General features: G+C 63.8%; 17 protein-coding genes. 8 read left to right on the forward strand and 9 right to left on the reverse strand.

The window, feature by feature from the left end; all coding sequences use genetic code 11:
* Nucleotides 1–48: 48 nt before the first annotated feature.
* Nucleotides 49–1,641 (reverse strand): peptide chain release factor 3, encoded by a 1,593-nt coding sequence (locus tag NKJ78_RS09770; protein WP_352459246.1) that lies wholly within the window; start codon nucleotides 1,639–1,641, stop codon nucleotides 49–51.
* 138 nt (nucleotides 1,642–1,779) lie between these two features.
* Here NKJ78_RS09770 and NKJ78_RS09775 point away from each other — a divergent pair, with 138 nt between their 5' ends.
* Complete coding sequence (locus NKJ78_RS09775) at nucleotides 1,780–2,853, forward strand: NAD(P)/FAD-dependent oxidoreductase (RefSeq protein ID WP_352459247.1); 1,074 nt, start codon at nucleotides 1,780–1,782, stop codon at nucleotides 2,851–2,853.
* Here NKJ78_RS09775 and NKJ78_RS09780 read toward each other — a convergent pair.
* The 3 genes from NKJ78_RS09780 to NKJ78_RS09790 all read right to left on the reverse strand — a co-directional run bounded on the left by NKJ78_RS09780 (nucleotide 2,847) and on the right by NKJ78_RS09790 (nucleotide 5,586).
* On the reverse strand, nucleotides 2,847–4,220 hold the full coding sequence (locus NKJ78_RS09780) for an amidase (RefSeq protein WP_352459248.1): 1,374 nt from the start codon (nucleotides 4,218–4,220) through the stop codon (nucleotides 2,847–2,849). The genes NKJ78_RS09775 and NKJ78_RS09780 overlap by 7 nt on opposite strands.
* A gap of 301 nt (nucleotides 4,221–4,521) precedes the next feature.
* The gene (locus NKJ78_RS09785; RefSeq protein WP_352459249.1) at nucleotides 4,522–5,316 is read right to left on the reverse strand and encodes a class II glutamine amidotransferase; all 795 of its coding nucleotides are present in this window, start codon (nucleotides 5,314–5,316) and stop codon (nucleotides 4,522–4,524) included.
* 15 nt (nucleotides 5,317–5,331) lie between these two features.
* Nucleotides 5,332–5,586 carry a DUF6356 family protein gene (locus NKJ78_RS09790; RefSeq protein WP_023685117.1) on the reverse strand — a complete coding sequence of 85 codons (255 nt, stop codon included), beginning with the start codon at nucleotides 5,584–5,586 and terminating at the stop codon, nucleotides 5,332–5,334.
* A gap of 115 nt (nucleotides 5,587–5,701) precedes the next feature.
* Between NKJ78_RS09790 and NKJ78_RS09795 the strand changes: the two genes are divergently transcribed.
* The 6 genes from NKJ78_RS09795 (at nucleotide 5,702) to NKJ78_RS09820 (ending at nucleotide 10,289) form a co-directional block, all read left to right on the forward strand.
* Nucleotides 5,702–6,172 carry an Lrp/AsnC family transcriptional regulator gene (locus tag NKJ78_RS09795; RefSeq protein ID WP_023690042.1) on the forward strand — a complete coding sequence of 157 codons (471 nt, stop codon included), beginning with the start codon at nucleotides 5,702–5,704 and terminating at the stop codon, nucleotides 6,170–6,172.
* Nucleotides 6,173–6,257: 85 nt separating this feature from the next.
* Nucleotides 6,258–6,743, forward strand: a complete 486-nt coding sequence (dut, locus tag NKJ78_RS09800; RefSeq protein WP_023690041.1) for a dUTP diphosphatase — start codon at nucleotides 6,258–6,260, stop codon at nucleotides 6,741–6,743.
* On the forward strand, nucleotides 6,744–7,403 hold the full coding sequence (locus NKJ78_RS09805) for an HAD family hydrolase (RefSeq protein WP_352459250.1): 660 nt from the start codon (nucleotides 6,744–6,746) through the stop codon (nucleotides 7,401–7,403). It begins immediately after the preceding gene.
* Nucleotides 7,404–7,579: 176 nt separating this feature from the next.
* A complete protein-coding gene (locus NKJ78_RS09810) occupies nucleotides 7,580–8,398 on the forward strand; it encodes a hypothetical protein (protein ID WP_352459251.1) in 819 nt (272 codons plus the stop codon).
* A 76-nt stretch (nucleotides 8,399–8,474) separates the two neighbouring features.
* Nucleotides 8,475–9,278, forward strand: a complete 804-nt coding sequence (locus NKJ78_RS09815) for an isocitrate lyase/PEP mutase family protein (protein ID WP_023834356.1) — start codon at nucleotides 8,475–8,477, stop codon at nucleotides 9,276–9,278.
* A gap of 12 nt (nucleotides 9,279–9,290) precedes the next feature.
* A complete protein-coding gene (locus tag NKJ78_RS09820; RefSeq protein WP_352459252.1) occupies nucleotides 9,291–10,289 on the forward strand; it encodes a proline racemase family protein in 999 nt (332 codons plus the stop codon).
* A gap of 5 nt (nucleotides 10,290–10,294) precedes the next feature.
* On the opposite strand, the gene NKJ78_RS09825 is transcribed toward NKJ78_RS09820, so the two are convergent.
* Together NKJ78_RS09825 and NKJ78_RS09830 are read right to left on the reverse strand one after the other, a co-directional pair.
* On the reverse strand, nucleotides 10,295–10,996 hold the full coding sequence (locus NKJ78_RS09825) for a sulfate transporter family protein (RefSeq protein WP_352459253.1): 702 nt from the start codon (nucleotides 10,994–10,996) through the stop codon (nucleotides 10,295–10,297).
* 198 nt (nucleotides 10,997–11,194) lie between these two features.
* Complete coding sequence (locus NKJ78_RS09830; protein ID WP_352459254.1) at nucleotides 11,195–12,097, reverse strand: DMT family transporter; 903 nt, start codon at nucleotides 12,095–12,097, stop codon at nucleotides 11,195–11,197.
* Nucleotides 12,098–12,312: 215 nt separating this feature from the next.
* Here NKJ78_RS09830 and NKJ78_RS09835 point away from each other — a divergent pair, with 215 nt between their 5' ends.
* The gene (locus NKJ78_RS09835; RefSeq protein ID WP_352459256.1) at nucleotides 12,313–13,305 is read left to right on the forward strand and encodes an adenosine kinase; all 993 of its coding nucleotides are present in this window, start codon (nucleotides 12,313–12,315) and stop codon (nucleotides 13,303–13,305) included.
* A gap of 71 nt (nucleotides 13,306–13,376) precedes the next feature.
* Here the strand turns inward: NKJ78_RS09835 and NKJ78_RS09840 are convergent, their stop codons facing one another.
* From NKJ78_RS09840 to NKJ78_RS09850, 3 genes are all read right to left on the reverse strand, one after another.
* Nucleotides 13,377–14,456 carry a diguanylate cyclase domain-containing protein gene (locus NKJ78_RS09840; protein ID WP_352459257.1) on the reverse strand — a complete coding sequence of 360 codons (1,080 nt, stop codon included), beginning with the start codon at nucleotides 14,454–14,456 and terminating at the stop codon, nucleotides 13,377–13,379.
* A 121-nt stretch (nucleotides 14,457–14,577) separates the two neighbouring features.
* On the reverse strand, nucleotides 14,578–16,857 hold the full coding sequence (locus tag NKJ78_RS09845) for an NADP-dependent malic enzyme (protein ID WP_023738125.1): 2,280 nt from the start codon (nucleotides 16,855–16,857) through the stop codon (nucleotides 14,578–14,580).
* A gap of 143 nt (nucleotides 16,858–17,000) precedes the next feature.
* Nucleotides 17,001–18,182: a glycosyltransferase family protein gene (locus NKJ78_RS09850; protein ID WP_352459259.1), complete on the reverse strand. Its 1,182-nt coding sequence runs from the start codon at nucleotides 18,180–18,182 to the stop codon at nucleotides 17,001–17,003.
* Between the last annotated feature and the right edge of the window lie 53 nt (nucleotides 18,183–18,235).

Genomic DNA, 18,235 nt, shown 5'->3' on the forward strand with positions numbered 1-18,235 from the left:
CCTTCGGGCACCTTCTCCCCGTAAGCGGGCAGAAGGAAAAGGGGCGCCTTAGGCCGCCTTGTCGCGGACCTGGTAGTCCTTGACGGTTGCGAAGCGGATCGCCTTCCAGCGTTCGGCTTCGTAGTTCAGCGAGAAGGCGTGCTGGGCCAGAAACACCGGGTCGTTGTCGAGGTCGCGGGCGATGTCGCCGCGATGCGCCTCAATGAAGCGAAGCGTTTCGGCCTTGTCGTCGGCAGAGATCCAGCGGCAGACCGAGAAGCGCGACATTTCGAATTCGACCGGCAGCGTGTATTCGAAATTCAGCCTTTCCTTCAAGACGTCGAGCTGCAGCGCGCCGACAACGCCGACGATGGCCGGCGAGCCGTCTTCCGGCGAAAACAGCTGCACGACGCCTTCCTCGGCCATCTGGTGCAGCGCTTCCTTGAGTTTTTTCGCCTTCATCGCGTCGCCGAGGCGCACACGGCGCAGGATTTCCGGCGCGAAGTTAGGTACGCCGCGGAACAGTATCTCCTCGCCTTCGGTCAGCGTATCGCCGATACGCAGCGTGCCGTGGTTGGGAATGCCGACGACATCGCCGGCAAACGCTTCGTCGGCGGTGACGCGGGTGCGAGCGAAGAAGAACTGCGGTGCCGACAGGCTCATCGGCTTGCCGGTGCGCACCAGCTTGGCCTTCATGCCGCGCTCGAGCTTGCCCGAACAGACGCGCACGAAGGCGATGCGGTCGCGATGGTTGGGGTCCATATTGGCCTGGATCTTGAACACGAAGGACGTCATCTTCTCCTCCGTCGCCTCGACCTTGCGGGTGTCTGCCTCCTGCGCGCGCGGCGGCGGGCCGAAGGCGCCGAGCGCCTCGATCAGGTCGCGCACGCCGTAATTGCGCAGCGCCGAGCCGAAATAGACCGGTGTCAGATGGCCTTCGCGGAAGGCGTCGATGTCGAGCGGGCGGCAGGCTTCGCGCGCGAGCTCCAGCTCCTCTATGAAGGCCTCGCGCTCGTTTTCCGGCAACAGGCCGGCGACGCGGTTGGAATCGGGACCATCGACCGGCGTGCGGTCTTTCTCTGCATCGCCCTTGCGCACCGCATTCAGCGCCAGGTGATAGGTGCCGGCAAAAGTCTTGCCGCGGCCGATCGGCCAGGTGATGGGGGCAGTGTCCAGCGCCAGCTTCTGCTCGATCTCGTCCAAAATCTCGAAGGGGTCGCGGCTTTCGCGGTCCATCTTGTTGATGAAGGTGATGATGGGGATATCGCGCAGCCGGCAGACCTCGAACAGCTTCAGCGTGCGCGGCTCGATGCCCTTGGCGGCGTCGATGACCATGACGGCCGAGTCCACCGCCGACAGCGTGCGGTAGGTGTCGTCGGCAAAATCCTCGTGGCCGGGCGTATCGAGCAGGTTGAAGACATTGTCCTCGTATTCGAAGGTCATCACCGAGGTGACGACCGAAATGCCGCGCTCGCGCTCGATCTTCATCCAGTCGGACCGCGTCTGGATGCGGTCCTTCTTGGCCTTGACCTCGCCCGCAAGCTGGATGGCGCCGCCGAACAGCAGCAGCTTTTCGGTGAGCGTCGTCTTGCCGGCGTCTGGGTGGGCGATGATCGCGAAAGTGCGGCGGCGCGATACCGCCTGTTCGATGTCTTCAGCCAATTTCTGGAATCCTGTCTGTGGCGCGGGCTTCTAGCAGCGCATTGCTGGCCTGTCGACAGTTTCGGGCCGGCAGGCCGACCACACTTGAGCTTGAATCGTTACGGTGGCATCAGAGGAGCCCATTCTGAGAGGTCCGGTATGAGCAGCGCTAAAGAAGTCATCGTCATCGGCGCCGGCATTATCGGGGCGTCCATCGCCTGGCACCTGACCAAGGCCGGGGCGCGGGTGACTGTGATTTCCGATAGTGGTGCCGGCGGCGTCGCCACGCCAAACTCCTTTGCCTGGATCAACGCCAGCTGGGGCAATCCCGAAATCTATTTCCGGCTGCGCATCCGTGCGATGGCCGAATGGAAGCGGCTGGCAAACGAGCTGCCCGGCCTGCCGCTCGCCTGGTGCGGCGGGCTGTGCTGGGATCTGCCGGCCGACAGGCTCGAAGCCTACGCGGCTGAGCACGCTTCCTGGGGTTACGGCATCGAACGCGTCGACGCCGGGCGCGTAGCGCAAATCGAGCCCAATCTCGTCGAGCCGCCGGAATTCGCTGTCTATGTCGCGGAAGAAGGCGTGGCCGAACCGGTCGCAGCGGCCAAGGCGCTGCTGGCCGACGCAGAACGGCAAGGTGCGCGCGTTCTCTCCAGTTCTGTAACCGCACTTGTCCAGACCGATGGCAGGATTGCCGGTGTCGATACATCGCATGGGCTGATGCCAGCCGAAGAGGTGGTGATCGCAGCCGGTGTCGGGGCGCCCGATATTGCCGCTACCGTCGGCATCAAGCTGCCGATCGAGACGCCGCCCGGTCTGATCGTCCACTCGCAGCCCTACAAGAAGCTCCTCAACGGGCTGGTGCATGCCGAAAAGCTGCATATGCGCCAGACGGCGGAGGGCCGCATCATCGCCGGCTCGGATTTCGCGGGGAGCGATCCCGGTGAGAATCCCGACGCCACGGCGCGCGAGCTGTTTGCAGCAATGAAGGCGGCCTTGCGCGGCGCCGACGAACTGGAATTCGATTTCCACACGGTTGGCTACCGGCCGACGCCGATCGACGGCTTTCCGATCATCGGCCGCGCCGAGGGCACGGAAGGTCTCTATGTCGCCGTCATGCATTCCGGCATAACGCTGGCGCCCGCGGTCGGGCTGTTCGCCACGCGCGAAATTCTCGACGGCGAGCGTGATCCGCTGCTGACGCCTTATGGGTTGGGTCGGTTTGCTCAGTAGCCCGGCGGACGCTTGAAGCCGCCGGTCAGCGCTTCGATCGCCTTGGCGATGCCGAGCAGCCGCGATTCCGACCAGCGCTTGCCGACCAGTTGCAGGCCGATAGGCAGGCCGTCGCGGTCTTGCCCGCAGGGCAGCGAGAGTGCCGGATGGCCGGAATAATTGAAGACCGCGCCATAGGCCGGTAGCATCCAATAGCTTTGCTCCTTGCCGTCGACTTCGATCGGCGTGCCGGGCTCACAATGCGCGAAGGCCGTGGTCATGGCGACCGGGCACAGCAAGGCATCGCAGGTTTCGAAGAACCTGTCCCAGGCCAGGATCGAGCGGTCGCGGCGAGCGAGCGCCTCGAACCAATTGGTGATCGGCGTTGGCTGCTCCGGCGGTTCGGGCTGCGCTGCCTCCAGCATCATGCCGATCAGATCGCCGCCCTGCTCCAGATCGTCATGCAGATCGATCTCAGGCAAGTTCGCTTCTTCCACAATCACCCCTGCTGATTGCAACCGCTTGGCCAGGCTTTCGGCGGCGACAGCGATTTCGCCAGCCACCGGAAAGCCGGTGATGGACGGCGCCACGGCGATGCGCAATGTCTTGAGGTCTAGCCTGAGCATGGCCTCTACGGGCACCGGCGCGAGGTCCGTGTCTGCTCCGTCCGGGCCGGCGATGATTTTGTAGATCAGCGCAAGATCCTCCACGCTGCGCGCCAGCGGGCCGAGGCAGGACATCAGCCGCACGCTACGCGCCGCGCCGTTCGGATCGGGGAAGGCGCCGGCCAGGGACACGCGGTGCTCGGTCGGTTTCAACCCGTAGACGCCGCAAAAAGCCGACGGCAGGCGGATCGAATCCTGCATGTCGGTGCCGACATCGAACGGCGTCATGCCGGCCGCCACCGCTGCCGCTGCGCCACCGCTGGACCCGCCTGACGTGCGCGATCGGTTCCACGGATTGCTGGTGCGACCGAACAGCGGATTGTCCGATTGCCAGTCGCCCAGCATCGTCGCGACATTGGTCTTTCCAATCAGGATGCCGCCTGCGGCTTTCAATCGGGCGACGACCGGGCTGTCTGCCTTTGCCACATAGTCGGCGAATGGTGCGAAACCAACCGTGGTCTTCATATCAGCGGTTTGGTGCATGTCCTTCAACGTGAAAGGCACGCCATGCAGCGGTCCGAGCGCATCGCCGCGCGCCTGCACCGCGTCGGCTTGTTTCGCGCGCTCGCGGGCGCCTTCCCGATCGAGATTGACGACCGCGTTGACCGCCTCGCTGTGTCGGTCGATTTGGGTCAGATGGGCGTCCAGAGCTTCGACGGCGGAGATCTTTCGCGCCGCGATTGCGGCGGCGAGATCGATGGTCGAGGAAAAGGCGAGGTCCATGATTGCTCCGGCTGCTGCCAAACGTATCGCGGTTAAAAACCAAGTTCAGCATTCGGAGATCATCGGCGCTTGATCAAAATTGCGCTTGCCGGTCGGTTGAGGTTGGCGCTCTACGGCGCCCCCCTCTGTCCTGCCGGACATCTCCCCCACTTTGGGGGGCGATTGGCAGCTTTGGCTTCGGCGCCCCTTTTCCTGCGTTGAAAATTGGCGAAGGCCGCCGTGACCTCCAATCTCCCCCCTCGTGGGGGAGATGTCCGGCAGGACAGAGGGGGGCGCGAAGGAGTGCGGCTTAGACTAGGGCCTAGACGACCAGTGCCAGCCTTGCCACAGCCGGCACGAACGGCCGAATGCTCATCCCATCGCCAGTGATCGTGACAAAACTCGCGGGCGGGATGGCCTGCCATTCCCCGCCCTCGCGATCGAAAGGCTCCGACACGATGCAACGGCCGGCATTGCGCACCGACGTGTACAGCGTCGGCGCGTGATCGTCGCTGGCATAGCGCACGGCATACAGCGCCTTTCCATCCGAAAAGGCCGCAGTCAGTTTCAAGGCTGGCTCCAGACCGGCGCGGCGCGATGCCTCGATGACGCGGGCGGTGGCGCGCGATACTGCCCCTTGCGGGTCGCCAGCAAGACCCTCGTCGATCATCAGCAGGAAAAACAATTCGGAATCGGTGGTGCCCTCGCGCTGGTCGAAGACGGCGTCAGAGAGCGAGTTCTCCAGCGCGCGGCGGATCTTTTCGAAGCCGCCGATCTGGCCGTTGTGCATGAACGACCAGCTGCCGGAGATGAAGGGATGGCAGTTCATGCGGCTGGTGGCGCCGCCGGTCGACGCCCTGACATGGGCGAGGAACAGGCCGGATTTGATCTGCCGGCATAGGCTTTTCAGATTGGGATCCGACCAGGCCGGCAGGATGTCGCGGTAGAGGCCGGGCTCGGGCCGGTCGCCATACCAGGCAAGGCCGAAACCGTCGCCATTGGTCGGCGACTTGGCTTCCTGGGCGCAATGGCTCTGGGCGATCAGCGAGTGGCAAGGCGCGGTGACGACGTCTTCGAGGAAGACCGCTTCACCCAGATAGGCCGCCCATCGGCACATGGCTTCTAACCAATCCTAGGCGCGATCCAAGAGAGCCTGGGGCTCCTTGACCGCGTGCGAGCCTCTGTTGTGCGTCCGCTCGTAGAGTTCGCGAACGATTCGGCTTGCCGTAGTTTCGAAGAGAAACGGCAAGAAAGCGTGAACGAGTGCCGCACCAGCGGCCATCAGGAGGCGCGAGCAGAACCAGGCGGCAAAGGCCATATGGCTGAAATAGGTCTCGCCCACCTTGGCCGGGTGAGAGGTGAACAGCTTCGAAAACAGCGTCGTCATGGTGATCCCTCCTGCCGGGATAAGCCCCCGATGTGGGTATCCTGCCACGGGGTAAAGGTTCATCGGTCTCAATTTGTCCTTGTCTAACGCCGTGGTTCGGGACATTCATCCCAACATGGCGCTTGAATTTGATGAAATCGACCGAAGATTGCTGGCCGAGCTGCAACGCGACGGCACACTGTCGGTCGATCAGCTCTCCGAAAAAGTGTCGCTGTCGCGCAACGCCTGCTGGCGCCGGGTCAAGCGGCTGGAAGAGGACGGCGTCATCACCGGGCGGGTGGCGCTGGTCGATGCCGACAAGCTCGGGCTCGGGCTTTCGGTGTTCATCCTGATCCGCACGTCCAATCATGACCCGGACTGGCTGCAGAAGTTTCGGGCGGCGGTGACCGGTTTTCCCGAGATCACCGGAGTCTATCGCATGTCCGGCGATCTCGACTACGTGCTGCGCGCCCGCGTCGCTGACATGAAGGCCTATGACCGGCTCTATCAGCGGCTGATCGCCAAGGTGGCGCTGTCGGACGTTTCGGCCTCCTTCGTCATGGAGGAGATCAAGGAGACGACGGTCGTTCCGGTGGAATTGCGCTAGGTCACACTGACGCCCGAAAGAAAGCCGTTGATAGGCCTGCGGACGAGTTGACCGAATCGCCGTTCGCGCCGATAGGATCGATTTTATGCGCGCAGCCCTCCACAATTCCTCCGTCATCGGTCCAACCGTCGGCTTCGTCAGGTTGCCGCATGGCGATGGACTTCCCCTTCCCGCTTACGAAAGCACCGGCGCCGCCGGCATGGATCTGCGCGCCGCGGTGCCGGAAGACCGGCCGCTGCTGATCCTGCCTGGCAAGCGCGCCTTGGTGCCGACCGGTCTGATCCTGGAAATTCCCGAAGGAATGGAAGGCCAGGTGCGGCCGCGCTCCGGCCTTGCCTTCAAGCATGGGCTGACCGTCCTCAATTCACCAGGCACGGTCGACAGCGACTATCGCGGCGAGGTTAAGGTGCTGCTGGTCAACCTCGGCGACGAGGATTTCGCGGTGACGCGCGGCATGCGCATTGCCCAGATCGTCTTTGCCGCGGTGACGCAGGTGACGGTTGAGGAGCGCTCGCTGGCCGGCGCCACGACGCGCGGCGCGGGCGGGTTCGGATCGACCGGCACCGCCTGAATGAGCATACCGAAACTGGTCATCTTCGACTGCGACGGAATCCTGGTCGACACCGAGAACCTTGCCAACCGGCGGCTTGCCGAGTGGTTTGTTGCCGCCGGTTATCCCACCACATTCGGATATTGCCGCAAATATTTTTCCGGCCGCAGCATGGCTTCGGTGCAGAAGGAAATCGAAGAGACGACCACGGTGCGGCTCGGCGCCGATTTCGTCGATCGCTGGAATGCCGGCCTGCCCGATCTGTTTGCGCATGGCGTCGAGGCGATCCCCTATGTGCGCGACTTCATCGAGGCGGTTCGCGCGGCCGGCATTCCCTATTGCGTCGCCACTTCCGCGCGTATCTCGAAGATGCACATCACGCTCGGCCAGACCGGGCTGCTGCCGCTGTTCGAGCATGCCATGTTCTCTTCGACCATGGTCAGCCGCGGCAAGCCATTCCCGGACCTGTTCCTGCATGCGGCAAAGACCATGGGCTTTGCGCCCGCCGACTGCATCGTCATCGAGGACAGCGTTGCCGGCACGCAGGCCGGCATTGCCGCCGGCATGCGTGTCTATTCCTATCGTGGCGATCCCTATTCCGACCGCGATGGCCTGGCCAGCGCCGGCGGCGTCCTGTTCGACGACATGCGCGAACTTGCCGGGCTGGTGCCGATCCACTGAAGCTGTGTTAGGTTCCGCGCGGCCAGCCTGAGGCGCCCATGCCAACGAACCTGCTTCGCTCCATCCTAAAGCGTTTCACCGTTTCATGGAAACGGCGAACCGCTCTATCTTCTTGTTTTGTTGCAATTTCCGGCCGGAAAACCGCACACACTTTTCCTGAAATTGCTCTAGCGCTTGTGCTGCTGCCGTGGCTTTGGACCGCAGCCGGCGCGCAAGCCGTCAGCTTCCCGGAATTCGCCGGCGCCATCCCCGGCCACATGAATGTGACCTATCTGGACCTCGCAAGGATGGTCATTCCCGGCCTCGCAGGTGACAGCAACGGTTTCTACCGGGGTGGATTGCCGATCGAGATGGGCCACATCGAGGGACCGGATGACGGCGGTTCGCCGCCTGAGACATCGGGTCTCTCCAACGCCGGCGTGCTCGCCATCAAGGCCGGGGGTAAGGACCGGCTGGCGATGCTCTACGACCTCGGCGACTCTCCCGACAGCGCCGAAGGCTATGCCGTGCTGGCGCTCTACGACATCACAGACAAGCCGAAGCTGCTCGACGCCGTCAATGTCGCGCTCGACCGCGGCACCTATTTCCGTGAACCGGGCAAGCTTTCCGTTGGGCCGAACGACGACATCGTGATCACCATGAGCGCGCATTTCAATTCAAGCCAAAACTACGCGATCACGCCGCTGATCATGGTGCGCGACGACAAATTCCAACTGATCGACATGATCTTCACCTTCGATGAGAACCTGTGCGCCTACAGCCGCAAGCAGGACGTTGCTTTCCAGACGATCGCTGACGGGCAGCCTTATGCCGCAGTCAAAGTGACGGTGACCGACGCCACGGTGCTCAACGGCGAGAGCTGCGACGGCCAGCCGCCCAAGCCTGAAGCCCACGCAATTTCCGTTACCTATCATTGGGACAAGAAGACGTTGCACTACGTCAGGGATTCCGACGCGCTGGACAGATTGGCAGGAGAGAACGCCAAACGCTTCTGAGCCAACCGCATTCGTTTGCCCGGTGCATTTCTGCACGATAGAATCTGCCGATATTCCGCATCTGAAGGGAGCACTCATGGACAAGGGCAAGATCTTTCGCGACCTGCACGCCTCGACCTTCGTCATGCCCAACCCCTGGGATGTCGGCACGACCAAGCTCCTGGCCTCCTTCGGCTTCAAGGCGCTGGCGACGACCAGCGCCGGTTTTGCCTTCTCGCGCGGCCTGCCCGATGGCGCAGTGACCTTCGAGGCGATGATCCACCATTGCCGCGAGCTGACGGCGGCAACCAGCCTGCCGGTGTCGGCCGATCTCGAGAAAGGCAAGGGCGACAGCGCGACGAGTGCCGCCGAGACGGTTTTTGCGGCCGAAGCGGCAGGTCTCGCCGGCTGCTCGATCGAGGACCATACCGGCGATCCCGACAAGCCCATCTATGAGTTTTCACACGCCGTCGAGCGCGTTGCAGCTGCTGCTGAAGCCGCACGGGCGCTCAAGCATGATTTCGTCTTCACCGCACGGGCCGAGAATTTCCTTTGGGGCAAACCGGATCTCGACGACACGATCAAGCGGCTGCAGGCCTTCGAAAAGGCCGGCGCCGATGTGCTCTATGCGCCCGGCCTCAAAGATGTCGAGACCATCCGGGACGTCTGCTCGGCGGTGAGCAGGCCGGTCAACGTCATGGCACTGTCGGCCTTCACCATCGCCGACCTTGCCATGGCCGGGGTCAAGCGCATCTCGCTCGGTCCGTGGCTGACCAATTTCGCCTTCGGCATGCTGGAAACCGCGGCGCGCGAGATCCAGCAGGACGGCACGTTCGGCTTCACCCGGGCCGCCATGCCGTTCGGCAAATTGCAGGCGCTGTTTTCCAAATCCTCAGGGTAGGGGTCCCGGCGCATGACGCTCACCGTCGTCGACATGCACACCGGCGGTGAGCCGGTCAGGATCGTCACGGACGGCTATCCAGACATTCCCAAAGGCACGATCCTGGAAAAGCGTGCCTATGTGCGCGACCACCTCGACCATTTGCGCAAGCTGCTGATCTTCGAGCCGCGCGGCCACTACGACATGTATGGCGCGCTGCTGGTGGAGCCCGACCTGCCCGGCGCCGAGCTGGCCGTGCTGTTCATGCACAACGAGGGCTATTCGACGATGTGCGGCCACGCCATCATTGCGCTTGGCCGCTACGCCGTCGACGAAGGGCTGGTGGTCAAGCAGGAGCCAATCACCACCGTCAACATCGAGGCGCCGTGCGGCATGGTCGTCGCTTCGGTGGAGGTCAAGGACGGCAAAGCGGGATCGGTGTCGTTCGAAAGCGTGCCGGCCTTTCTGTTTGCCCATGACCAACAAATCGAATTGGGGGGATACGGCAAGATTGCGTTCGACATCGCCTATGGCGGCGCCTTCTACGCGCTGGCCGGCTGCCATCAATTCGGCCTGGAGTTCGGCCGCAGCCGGGTGCGCGATTTCGTCGACGCGGCAACCGCGCTGACCGAGCGGCTGAAGGCGGCGTTCCCTCTATCGCATCCCGACCATGCCGATCTCGCTTTCCTCTACGGCACCATCCTCACCGATGGACACGATGCATTCTCCAGCGAGGCAACGCAAAACATCTGCGTCTTTGCCGATGCCGAGGTCGACCGCTCGCCGACCGGCTCCGGCGTCACCGCGCGGCTGGCGGCAATGCATGCCAAGGGTGAGATCAACCCTGGTCAGGAGCGGTCCTTCGAAAGCATCGCCGGCTCGCGCTTTTCCGGAGCGGTGGCGCGCACGACCATGGCCGGCCCGCATGATGCGATCATCGCCCGCGTCGGCGGCCGCGCCTACTATTCGGGCCGGACGGAATTCACCGTCGAGCCGGATGACGAATTGGGACGCGGTTTCCTTCTGCGTTGATAGGCCTATCGCCCGGCGCTCTCCCGCGCGCCGACCGCCTTGTGCAGATGCACCATCATGGCGGCGGCAAAGAGCGGCGTCAGCAGGTTGAGCAGGGGCACGGCGAGGAAGGCAGCGATGAGCAGCCCGGCCAGAAAGACGGTGCCGGCATATTTCCGGCGCAACGCCCTCGCCTCATCTTCCGGGCGGAAGCGCATGGCGGCGAATTCGAAGAATTCACGTCCGAGCAGATAGCCGTTGACGATGAAGAAGGCGGCGATGTTGACGCCTGGAACCAACAGAAGGAGCAAGGCGACGATGTTGCCCAGGATGACGACGCCGAAGAATTTCACCGACAACACGAGCGAGCGCAGCGCCGGCATGGCGCGTCCGACGGGATCGGCCGGATAGTCGGTGCGCTCGACCACTTCGGCGATGTCGTCGAGAAACAGGCCCGCCACGATTGCCGTCACCGGCGCGATCAGCAGCGCCATCCCGAAGGCAAGCGCGATGGCAGCGATGATGCCGCTCAGCCATCCGGCCCAGGACGGCAGGCCGGGCAGCAAGGAGTGAACCCATGGCAGGGCCAGCCAATCGACAAGCCCGGTCAAGACGAACCACAAGGCGACCAGCGCCAGGACGGTCAAGCCCAGCGTCTTCAGGAAAACCGCGCGGAATTCGGGAGAAAACAGCCGGCTGAAGGAGGCGCGGGCAGCGTTGGAGATCACGGCGTTTCCACCCCCAGGAACAAACGGATATCTCCGACATAGGCGGAGACCCTGTCAGCCGCAAGCCTGCTGGAGCGGGCGCAATTCCGGACGGGAACTGGAGCATGATCCCAAAAAGTGGGTACCGGTTTTTGGAAAAGATCATGCTCCAACAAAGGGTTAGATCATGATGAGATTTCAACCAAATCTCATCATGATCTAGCGCGCCAGCGCCCGGGAGCGGGCGGGGATGGTCATTGCCGCAACACCGGCGACGACGCAGCCCATGCCCCAGAAAGCTGTCGGCCCAAGGCTTTCACCGAGGAACAGGACGCCGATGCCGACGCCGATCGGCACGCGCAGATAGGCCTGCGACGTCGTGCCGACCGAACCAAGCGTGTGGATGAGGCGGAAAAAGATGCAGAAGGCCAGCGCCGTGGAGAACACCGACAATGCCAACAAGGCCAGTATCGACGCCATTGAAGGCGACAGCGTCCACGGGCGGTCGAAGGCCAGGCTCAAGGGGACGAGGATGACCGCGCCGCACAGCATCGAGCCGGCGGCCGGCAGCATCGGGTCGAGTCCCCTAAAGCTGCGGCCGAAAATGGCGGCGCCGGCATAGCAGACCGTGGCGGCAATGACGGCAAGCTGCGCCCACAATTGATGGCCGAGCCCGCCAAGCGCCTGGGTGCCGACGATCAGGCAAATGCCGGCAATGCCGGCACCGACACCGAACAGCTTGCGTGCGGTCACGGATTCATGGCGGGTGATAAGCGCGGTTAGCAGGAAGGTGAAGATCGGCGAGGTCGCGTTGAGAATGGTGGCCAGACCGGCGTCGATGGAGCGCTCGGCGGCGGCGATCAGCGTGAACGGCACGACGCTGTTGAGGCAGGCCTGGACCATGAACCGCCACAAGGTCGCGCTGTCCTTGGGCATGGCGAGGCCGCGCCAGCGGATCAGCGCGAGCAGGATGGCGCCGGCAATCAAGGTGCGGGCAGCGATGAAGGATATCGGCGGGATCGTCTCGACACCGATCTTGATGAAGCTATAGAACGCGCCCCACAGGGCGGCCAGCACGCCAAGCAGCGCCAGTTCGGTGGTCATGTCGGTCTTTGCTTGCATGCGGGTGCTTCCAGCGCTTGATTTGAGGCCAAGCTTGTAGGCGACCCGGCGGTCAGATGCTTCGGCCACGGTCGAACTGTGATGGAGCCTCGTCCCAGGCGCGCGCGCCGGCTTGGGCCGGCAAAGGATGGAAATCGGTTGCCATTTTTCGGGGTGATGCTGTAGACCCGCCCGGGCGCGGCAGAAAGCCGGCAGGTTCCGAGGCGGAGACATTGATGCCGGATTTTGACGTGCTTTGCATCGGCAATGCCATTGTCGACATCATCGCCCAGTGCGACGACGCTTTTCTCGAGACCAACGGCATCATCAAGGGTGCGATGAACCTCATCGACACCAAGCGCGCCGAGCTGCTCTACAGCCGCATGGGGCCGGCGATCGAGGCCTCGGGCGGCAGCGCCGGCAACACGGCGGCGGGCGTCGCCAGCTTCGGCGGCCGCGCCGCCTTCTTCGGCAAGGTGTCGAACGATCCGCTCGGCGAAATCTACGCCCATGACATCCATGCCCAGGGCGTTGCCTTCGACACCAGGCCGCTTGAGGGACAGCCGCCGACGGCGCGCTCGATGATATTCGTCACCCCCGATGGCGAGCGTTCGATGAACACCTATCTCGGCGCCTGCGTCGAACTCGGCCCGGAAGACGTCGAGGCCGACAAGGCATCCGGCGCCAAGGTTACCTATTTCGAGGGCTATCTGTGGGATCCGCCGCGCGCCAAGGAGGCGATCCGGCAGACGGCGAAGCTCGCACACGAGGCCGGGCGCGAAGTGTCGATGACGTTGTCGGATTCGTTCTGCGTCGACCGCTACCGGGACGAGTTCCTCGAGCTGATGCGCTCGGGCACTGTCGACATCGTCTTTGCCAACAGCCACGAGATCAAGTCGCTCTACCAGACAAAATCCATCGACGAGGCGCTGGCGGCTATCCGCAAGGACTGCAAGATTGCCGCTGTCACCCGCTCCGAAAAAGGCTCGGTGATCGTGCGTGGCGAGGAGACCGTCACCATCCAGGCGACGACGATCCGCGAACTGGTCGACACCACCGGCGCCGGCGACCTCTACGCCGCCGGTTTCCTCTACGGCTACACCTCGGGGCGCAGCCTGCAGGATTGCGGCGATCTCGGCTCACTGGCCGCCGGGCTGGTGATCCAGCAGCTCGGACCGCGGCCACGGCAGAATCTGCGCAGCGCTGCCCAACTGGCGGGGTTGCTGTAGGGCCGTCTTTCGGCGCGCAGCGCCGAGCCAGATGAGGGGTGCCCGCCGGTTCAGGCTGTCCGGCGCTCCGCTCAGGCGGTGCGGCGAACGTCGTCGGACGTAGGCCCGGGTTCCAAAGCCCCGGCGGTGACCAGCCGGTTGCGGCCGCTCTTTTTGCCGATGTACATCAGTCGGTCGGCGAGCGTTATCAGCGCCTCCGAATCGGACGCTTCCGCCGGGTAGATGGCGACGCCAACGGTGCAACCAACATGGATGGCTCCATTCGGCGTCGGCACCTTGATCCGCAGCTTTTCCAGGATACGTTCGGCGACGCCCACGGCCTTCTGTCGGGCCCGGCTAGCCTCTCCTGAAAACAGGAATGCGAACTCGTCTCCACCGAGCCGCGCCACGAAATCAGCGCTGCGCAGGATGGTGCGAAGCTGACCCGCCACCTCCTGCAGCAGCGCGTCGCCGGCCTCGTGGCCGAGCGTGTCGTTGACCTTCTTGAACCTATCGAGGTCGATGAACAGCAGGCCGGCCGCCTGGCCGGTGCTGTCGCAGCGGTCGATCACCGACCTCAGCTCGTTGTGAAAGGCGCGCCGGTTGGGCAGGCCGGTCAATGCATCGTGGTTGGCCGAGTGGTCGCTGTGCTGCTTGGCCAGCTCGATCTCGCGCTTTTGTACCGAGAGTTCCTCATTGGCGGCCTTGAGTTCGAGCAGCAGCTCGGCGTTGAGATCCTCGACGACCTTGCGGTCGCTGATGTCGACGACGAAACCTTCCAGGAATTCCAGTTCGCCGGCCTCGTCCCAGACGCCGCCGCCGATCTCGCGGACCCAGAGCGGCTCGCCGACCTGCGGCACGATGCGGTAGTCGACGTTCCAGTTGCAGCGCGCCTCGAGCGCGGTATCGACGGCGGCATAGACGGCAGCGAGATCATCCGGGTGGATGGCCGAGACATAGTCGCGCACGGCATTTTGAATGAAGTCGCTCGGCCGATAACCGCTGACGGTGAAAATGCCGTCGCTGATGTAGAGCATGGTGTAGGACGCATCGTTGCGGCAACGGTAGAGATAACCGTCCATGCGGCCGGTGATACTGAGCAGCGCGTCCAGCCGCTCGTCGTGGTAGACCCCATGGCCAACCGCGGATGCAGAAACCCCGTCATGCTTCATGGCCGCACCCCCGTTAGCGGTCTGAGCGCGCCGCCAATGCCATAAGGCCATAGGGGCGAGAACGTTCCCTATAGCAGCCGAATATTATCAATCTCTTATGGGTTGGTGATTTTGCCGCCAATCAGGCTCCCGCGCTATAGGCCGCGATCGCAGCCATGTTGACGATGTCCGAATCCTTGGCGTTCAGCGAGACGATCTGGACCGGCTTGTTGAGGCCGACCAGCAGCGGGCCGATGACGGTGGAGCCGCCGAGTTCCTGCAGCATCTTGGTCGAGATCGAGGCCGAGTGGAACGCCGGCATGATCAGCACATTGGCCGGTCCGGTCAGGCGAATGAATGGATACTGGGCCATGGCGCGGGCATTGAGCGCCACGTCGGCGGCCATCTCGCCATCATATTCGAAATCGACGCGGCGCTTGTCGAGGATGCGTACCGCTTCCTGGACGCGTTCCGAGCGCTCGCCCTGCGGGTGGCCGAAAGTCGAATAGGCCAGCATGGCGAGCCTCGGCTCATAGCCCATGCGGCGGGCGAAGCCCGCCGCCTCCTCGGCGATATCGGCGATCTGCTCGGCATTGGGCATATCGTGCACGGCGGTGTCGGCGACGAGCACGGTCTTGCCCCGGGCGAGCACGATCGAGACGCCGATGACGCGGTGGCCGGGCTTGGCGTCGATGACGCGGCGGATATCGTCAAGCGCCGTGGAATAGTTGCGAGTGACGCCGGTGACGATGCCGTCGGCATCGCCCAGCGCCACCATGCAGGCAGCGAAATGGTTGCGGTCGTTGTTGATCAGCCGCTGGCAGTCGCGGAACAGGAAGCCTTTGCGCTGCATGCGCTCGTAGAGATAATCGGTATAGATGCCGTTTCGGCGCGACAGCCTGGCATTGATGATCTCGATGCCTTGCTTGTTGAGGTCGATGCCGGCGTGCCTGGCGTTTTCCTTGATGACATCGTCGCGGCCGAGCAGGATCGCGGTGCCGAGCTTCTGGTTCACATAGGAGACGGCGGCGCGCATCACCTGTTCTTCCTCGCCCTCGGCAAAGACGATGCGCTTGGGCTGGCGGCGGACGCGATCGTAGATGCGCTGCAAGGTCGAGGCGATCGGGTCGCGGCGGGCCGACAGCTCCTGCGCGTAGCGGTCGAGGTCGAGGATCGGCTTGCGGGCGACGCCCGACTCCATCGCCGCCTTGGCCACAGCGAGCGGGATGGCCGAGATCAGGCGCGGATCGAACGGCACCGGGATGATGTAGTTGGGGCCGAATTTCGGCCGGTTGCCCTGATAGGCGGCGGCGACATCGTCGGGCACGTCCTTGCGCGCCAGGTCGGCCAGCGCTCTCGCTGCGGCGATCTTCATGTCGTCATTGATGGTGGTGGCCCTGACATCCAGCGCACCGCGGAAGATGTAGGGGAAGCCCAGCACATTGTTGACCTGGTTGGGGTAGTCGGAACGCCCGGTGGCCATGATGGCGTCGGTGCGGATTTCGGCCACTTCCTCCGGCGTGATCTCCGGGTCGGGATTGGCCATGGCGAAGATGATCGGGTTCTTGGCCATCGACTGCACCATCTCGGTGGTCAATGCGCCCTTGGCCGACAGGCCGAGGAAGACGTCGGCGCCATCCAGCGCCTCGGCCAGGCTGCGCGTGGCGGTCTTGACCGCATGCGCCGACTTCCACTGGTTCATGCCTTCGGTGCGGCCCTGGTAGACGACACCCTTGGTGTCGCACAAGATGATGTTTTCCGGGGCGAAACCCATCGCCTTCATCAGTTCGATGCAGGCGATACCGGCGGCGCCGGCGCCGTTGCAGACCATTTTCGTGGTCTTCATGTCGCGGCCGGTGATCTCCAGCGCGTTGATCAGCCCGGCGGCCGAGATGATGGCGGTGCCGTGCTGATCGTCGTGGAAGACCGGGATGTCCATCAGTTCGCGCAGGCGCTGCTCGATGATGAAGCATTCCGGCGCCTTGATGTCTTCCAGGTTGATGCCGCCGAAGGACGGCCCAAGAAAGCGCACGCAATTGATGAACTCGTCGGCATCCTCGGTGTCGACCTCGAGGTCGATGGAATCGACATCGGCGAAGCGCTTGAACAGCACCGCCTTGCCTTCCATCACCGGCTTGGAGGCCAACGCGCCGAGATTGCCGAGGCCGAGAATGGCGGTGCCGTTGGAGATGACGGCGACCATGTTGCCGCGCGTCGTGTAGTCGAAGGCGCGGCTGGGGTCTTCGGCAATGGCCAGCACAGGAACCGCGACACCCGGCGAATAGGCGAGGCTCAGATCGCGCTGCGTCGCCATCGGCTTGGTGGCGACGATCTCCAGCTTGCCGGGGCGGCCCATGGCGTGGAATTCCAGCGCCTCCTCGGCGCTGACGGAGGGGCCGCTGTTTTCGGTTTTCTTGGCCATGATGCTTTTGATTTCCTCGCCGGTGCCGCACCCTTGAGACGGGTGTGTGTTTTTGAAACTTCTGAATCAAGGCTACACGCCACCGCTGTAAACCGCCAAGCAATCTTCACGCCCGCAGCGAAATCTCCCGAGGTCGAACGGCGTCACGTCGGCTCTGGCTCGCTGACGAAGGCAGCGATTTCGCGCACCGTTCCCCGCCGCATCATGCCGTCTGTGCCGGGGAAAGGCCACGTCTCGATGGGTGGCGCACGGCTTCCCTTGCGCCGCAGCAATGCAGTCAGGAACGCCATGAGTTCGATGCGCTGGGCGTGAACCTTCTCCAGCGTGCGGCGGCGGATCTGCTGACGCGGTATGGCACGATCTCGCAGCGTCTCGACGGCGCGGCGAATGGCAGCCGGTTCCGGATCGGCGACGATGCAATAATCCGGATCGAAATAGACGTCGCGACCGCCAAGGCTCGGCGTACTGACGATCGGCAGGCCGGCCATCAGATATTCCATCGAGGAGTACATCGCTCCTTCCACGGCCGACAGGCACAGCCCGACGGCGGCCTGGTTGTAGACGTGGTTGACCTGTTGCGCCGTCAGCTTGCCCGGCCAGCCGTCGACGAGCGGATTGGCGATCTGGTGGAGCGGCGAACGCGCCTGCAGTCGCCGAACAAAGGCGCGGGCGGCAACCGGCGGCAATTCGCCGATCGAATAGGTGATGTGGGCCAGCCGCTCTATGTCGAAGGCCAGGTGATGGCGTTTGATCGGCGAGATGCGGCCATTGTAGACCGCGTCGAATTCGACCGGCACGTCCGGCAGCTGCCGGAATATATCCTCCGACACCATCAGATTGTGGTTGGAGAAGATGGCATTGCCGCCCGCAGCCGCGACGAGACGGCGCTCTTCCTCGGTGTTGCACAGGAAGATGATTTCGTGCAGCGGAAACCGGCCGGCATACCAGGCGAGATCGCGGCCCATCCGGGCGATGACAGCCGGCCGCTCCATGGTCCAGGTCTGCATCGTCAGGAAGGTGACGCGCCGTCCCGCCAGGCGCCGGCCAAGGGCCGCCAGCGGATAGAGCGGACGGGCTCCGCCAATCGGGACATAGAGCACCAGCGGGTCGCGGCTGAGCACATGCAGCGACATCTCGATGCCGCTATCGAGATCGGACAGCGGTCCCCGTGACGGCAGGAGGAAGGGGACGCGCTTGCGCACTGTCCCCCTAAGCTTGCTTTTGGTGCGGTGGACGCGCCGCGCCGCCAACAGCAGCAGGCGCTCAAGCGCCGATCCAGCCGGACCGACCAGCTCTTCGAACGCCTCCTGTTTGTCCTGATCCATGCCGCTTATCCCCGCCATGGCGATCATAGGGTCTGGTTGGCGCCCGAAGCAAC

Source organism: Mesorhizobium sp. M0037 (assembly GCF_040323635.1).
GTDB lineage: Bacteria > Pseudomonadota > Alphaproteobacteria > Rhizobiales > Rhizobiaceae > Mesorhizobium.

Bases quoted from the DNA above. Each gene is read 5' to 3' on its own strand.
- NKJ78_RS09830 (WP_352459254.1), bottom strand. From the start codon at position 12,097: ATGCAAGCAAAGACCGACATGACCACCGAACTGGCGCTGCTTGGCGTG.
- NKJ78_RS09820 (WP_352459252.1), top strand. From the start codon at position 9,291: ATGACGCTCACCGTCGTCGACATGCACACCGGCGGTGAGCCGGTCAGG.
- dut (WP_023690041.1), top strand. From the start codon at position 6,258: ATGCGCGCAGCCCTCCACAATTCCTCCGTCATCGGTCCAACCGTCGGC.
- NKJ78_RS09795 (WP_023690042.1), top strand. From the start codon at position 5,702: ATGGCGCTTGAATTTGATGAAATCGACCGAAGATTGCTGGCCGAGCTG.
- NKJ78_RS09805 (WP_352459250.1), top strand. From the start codon at position 6,744: ATGAGCATACCGAAACTGGTCATCTTCGACTGCGACGGAATCCTGGTC.
- NKJ78_RS09815 (WP_023834356.1), top strand. From the start codon at position 8,475: ATGGACAAGGGCAAGATCTTTCGCGACCTGCACGCCTCGACCTTCGTC.
- NKJ78_RS09790 (WP_023685117.1), bottom strand. From the start codon at position 5,586: ATGACGACGCTGTTTTCGAAGCTGTTCACCTCTCACCCGGCCAAGGTG.
- NKJ78_RS09850 (WP_352459259.1), bottom strand. From the start codon at position 18,182: ATGGATCAGGACAAACAGGAGGCGTTCGAAGAGCTGGTCGGTCCGGCT.
- NKJ78_RS09775 (WP_352459247.1), top strand. From the start codon at position 1,780: ATGAGCAGCGCTAAAGAAGTCATCGTCATCGGCGCCGGCATTATCGGG.
- NKJ78_RS09780 (WP_352459248.1), bottom strand. From the start codon at position 4,220: ATGGACCTCGCCTTTTCCTCGACCATCGATCTCGCCGCCGCAATCGCG.
- NKJ78_RS09845 (WP_023738125.1), bottom strand. From the start codon at position 16,857: ATGGCCAAGAAAACCGAAAACAGCGGCCCCTCCGTCAGCGCCGAGGAG.
- NKJ78_RS09840 (WP_352459257.1), bottom strand. From the start codon at position 14,456: ATGAAGCATGACGGGGTTTCTGCATCCGCGGTTGGCCATGGGGTCTAC.
- NKJ78_RS09835 (WP_352459256.1), top strand. From the start codon at position 12,313: ATGCCGGATTTTGACGTGCTTTGCATCGGCAATGCCATTGTCGACATC.
- NKJ78_RS09785 (WP_352459249.1), bottom strand. From the start codon at position 5,316: ATGTGCCGATGGGCGGCCTATCTGGGTGAAGCGGTCTTCCTCGAAGAC.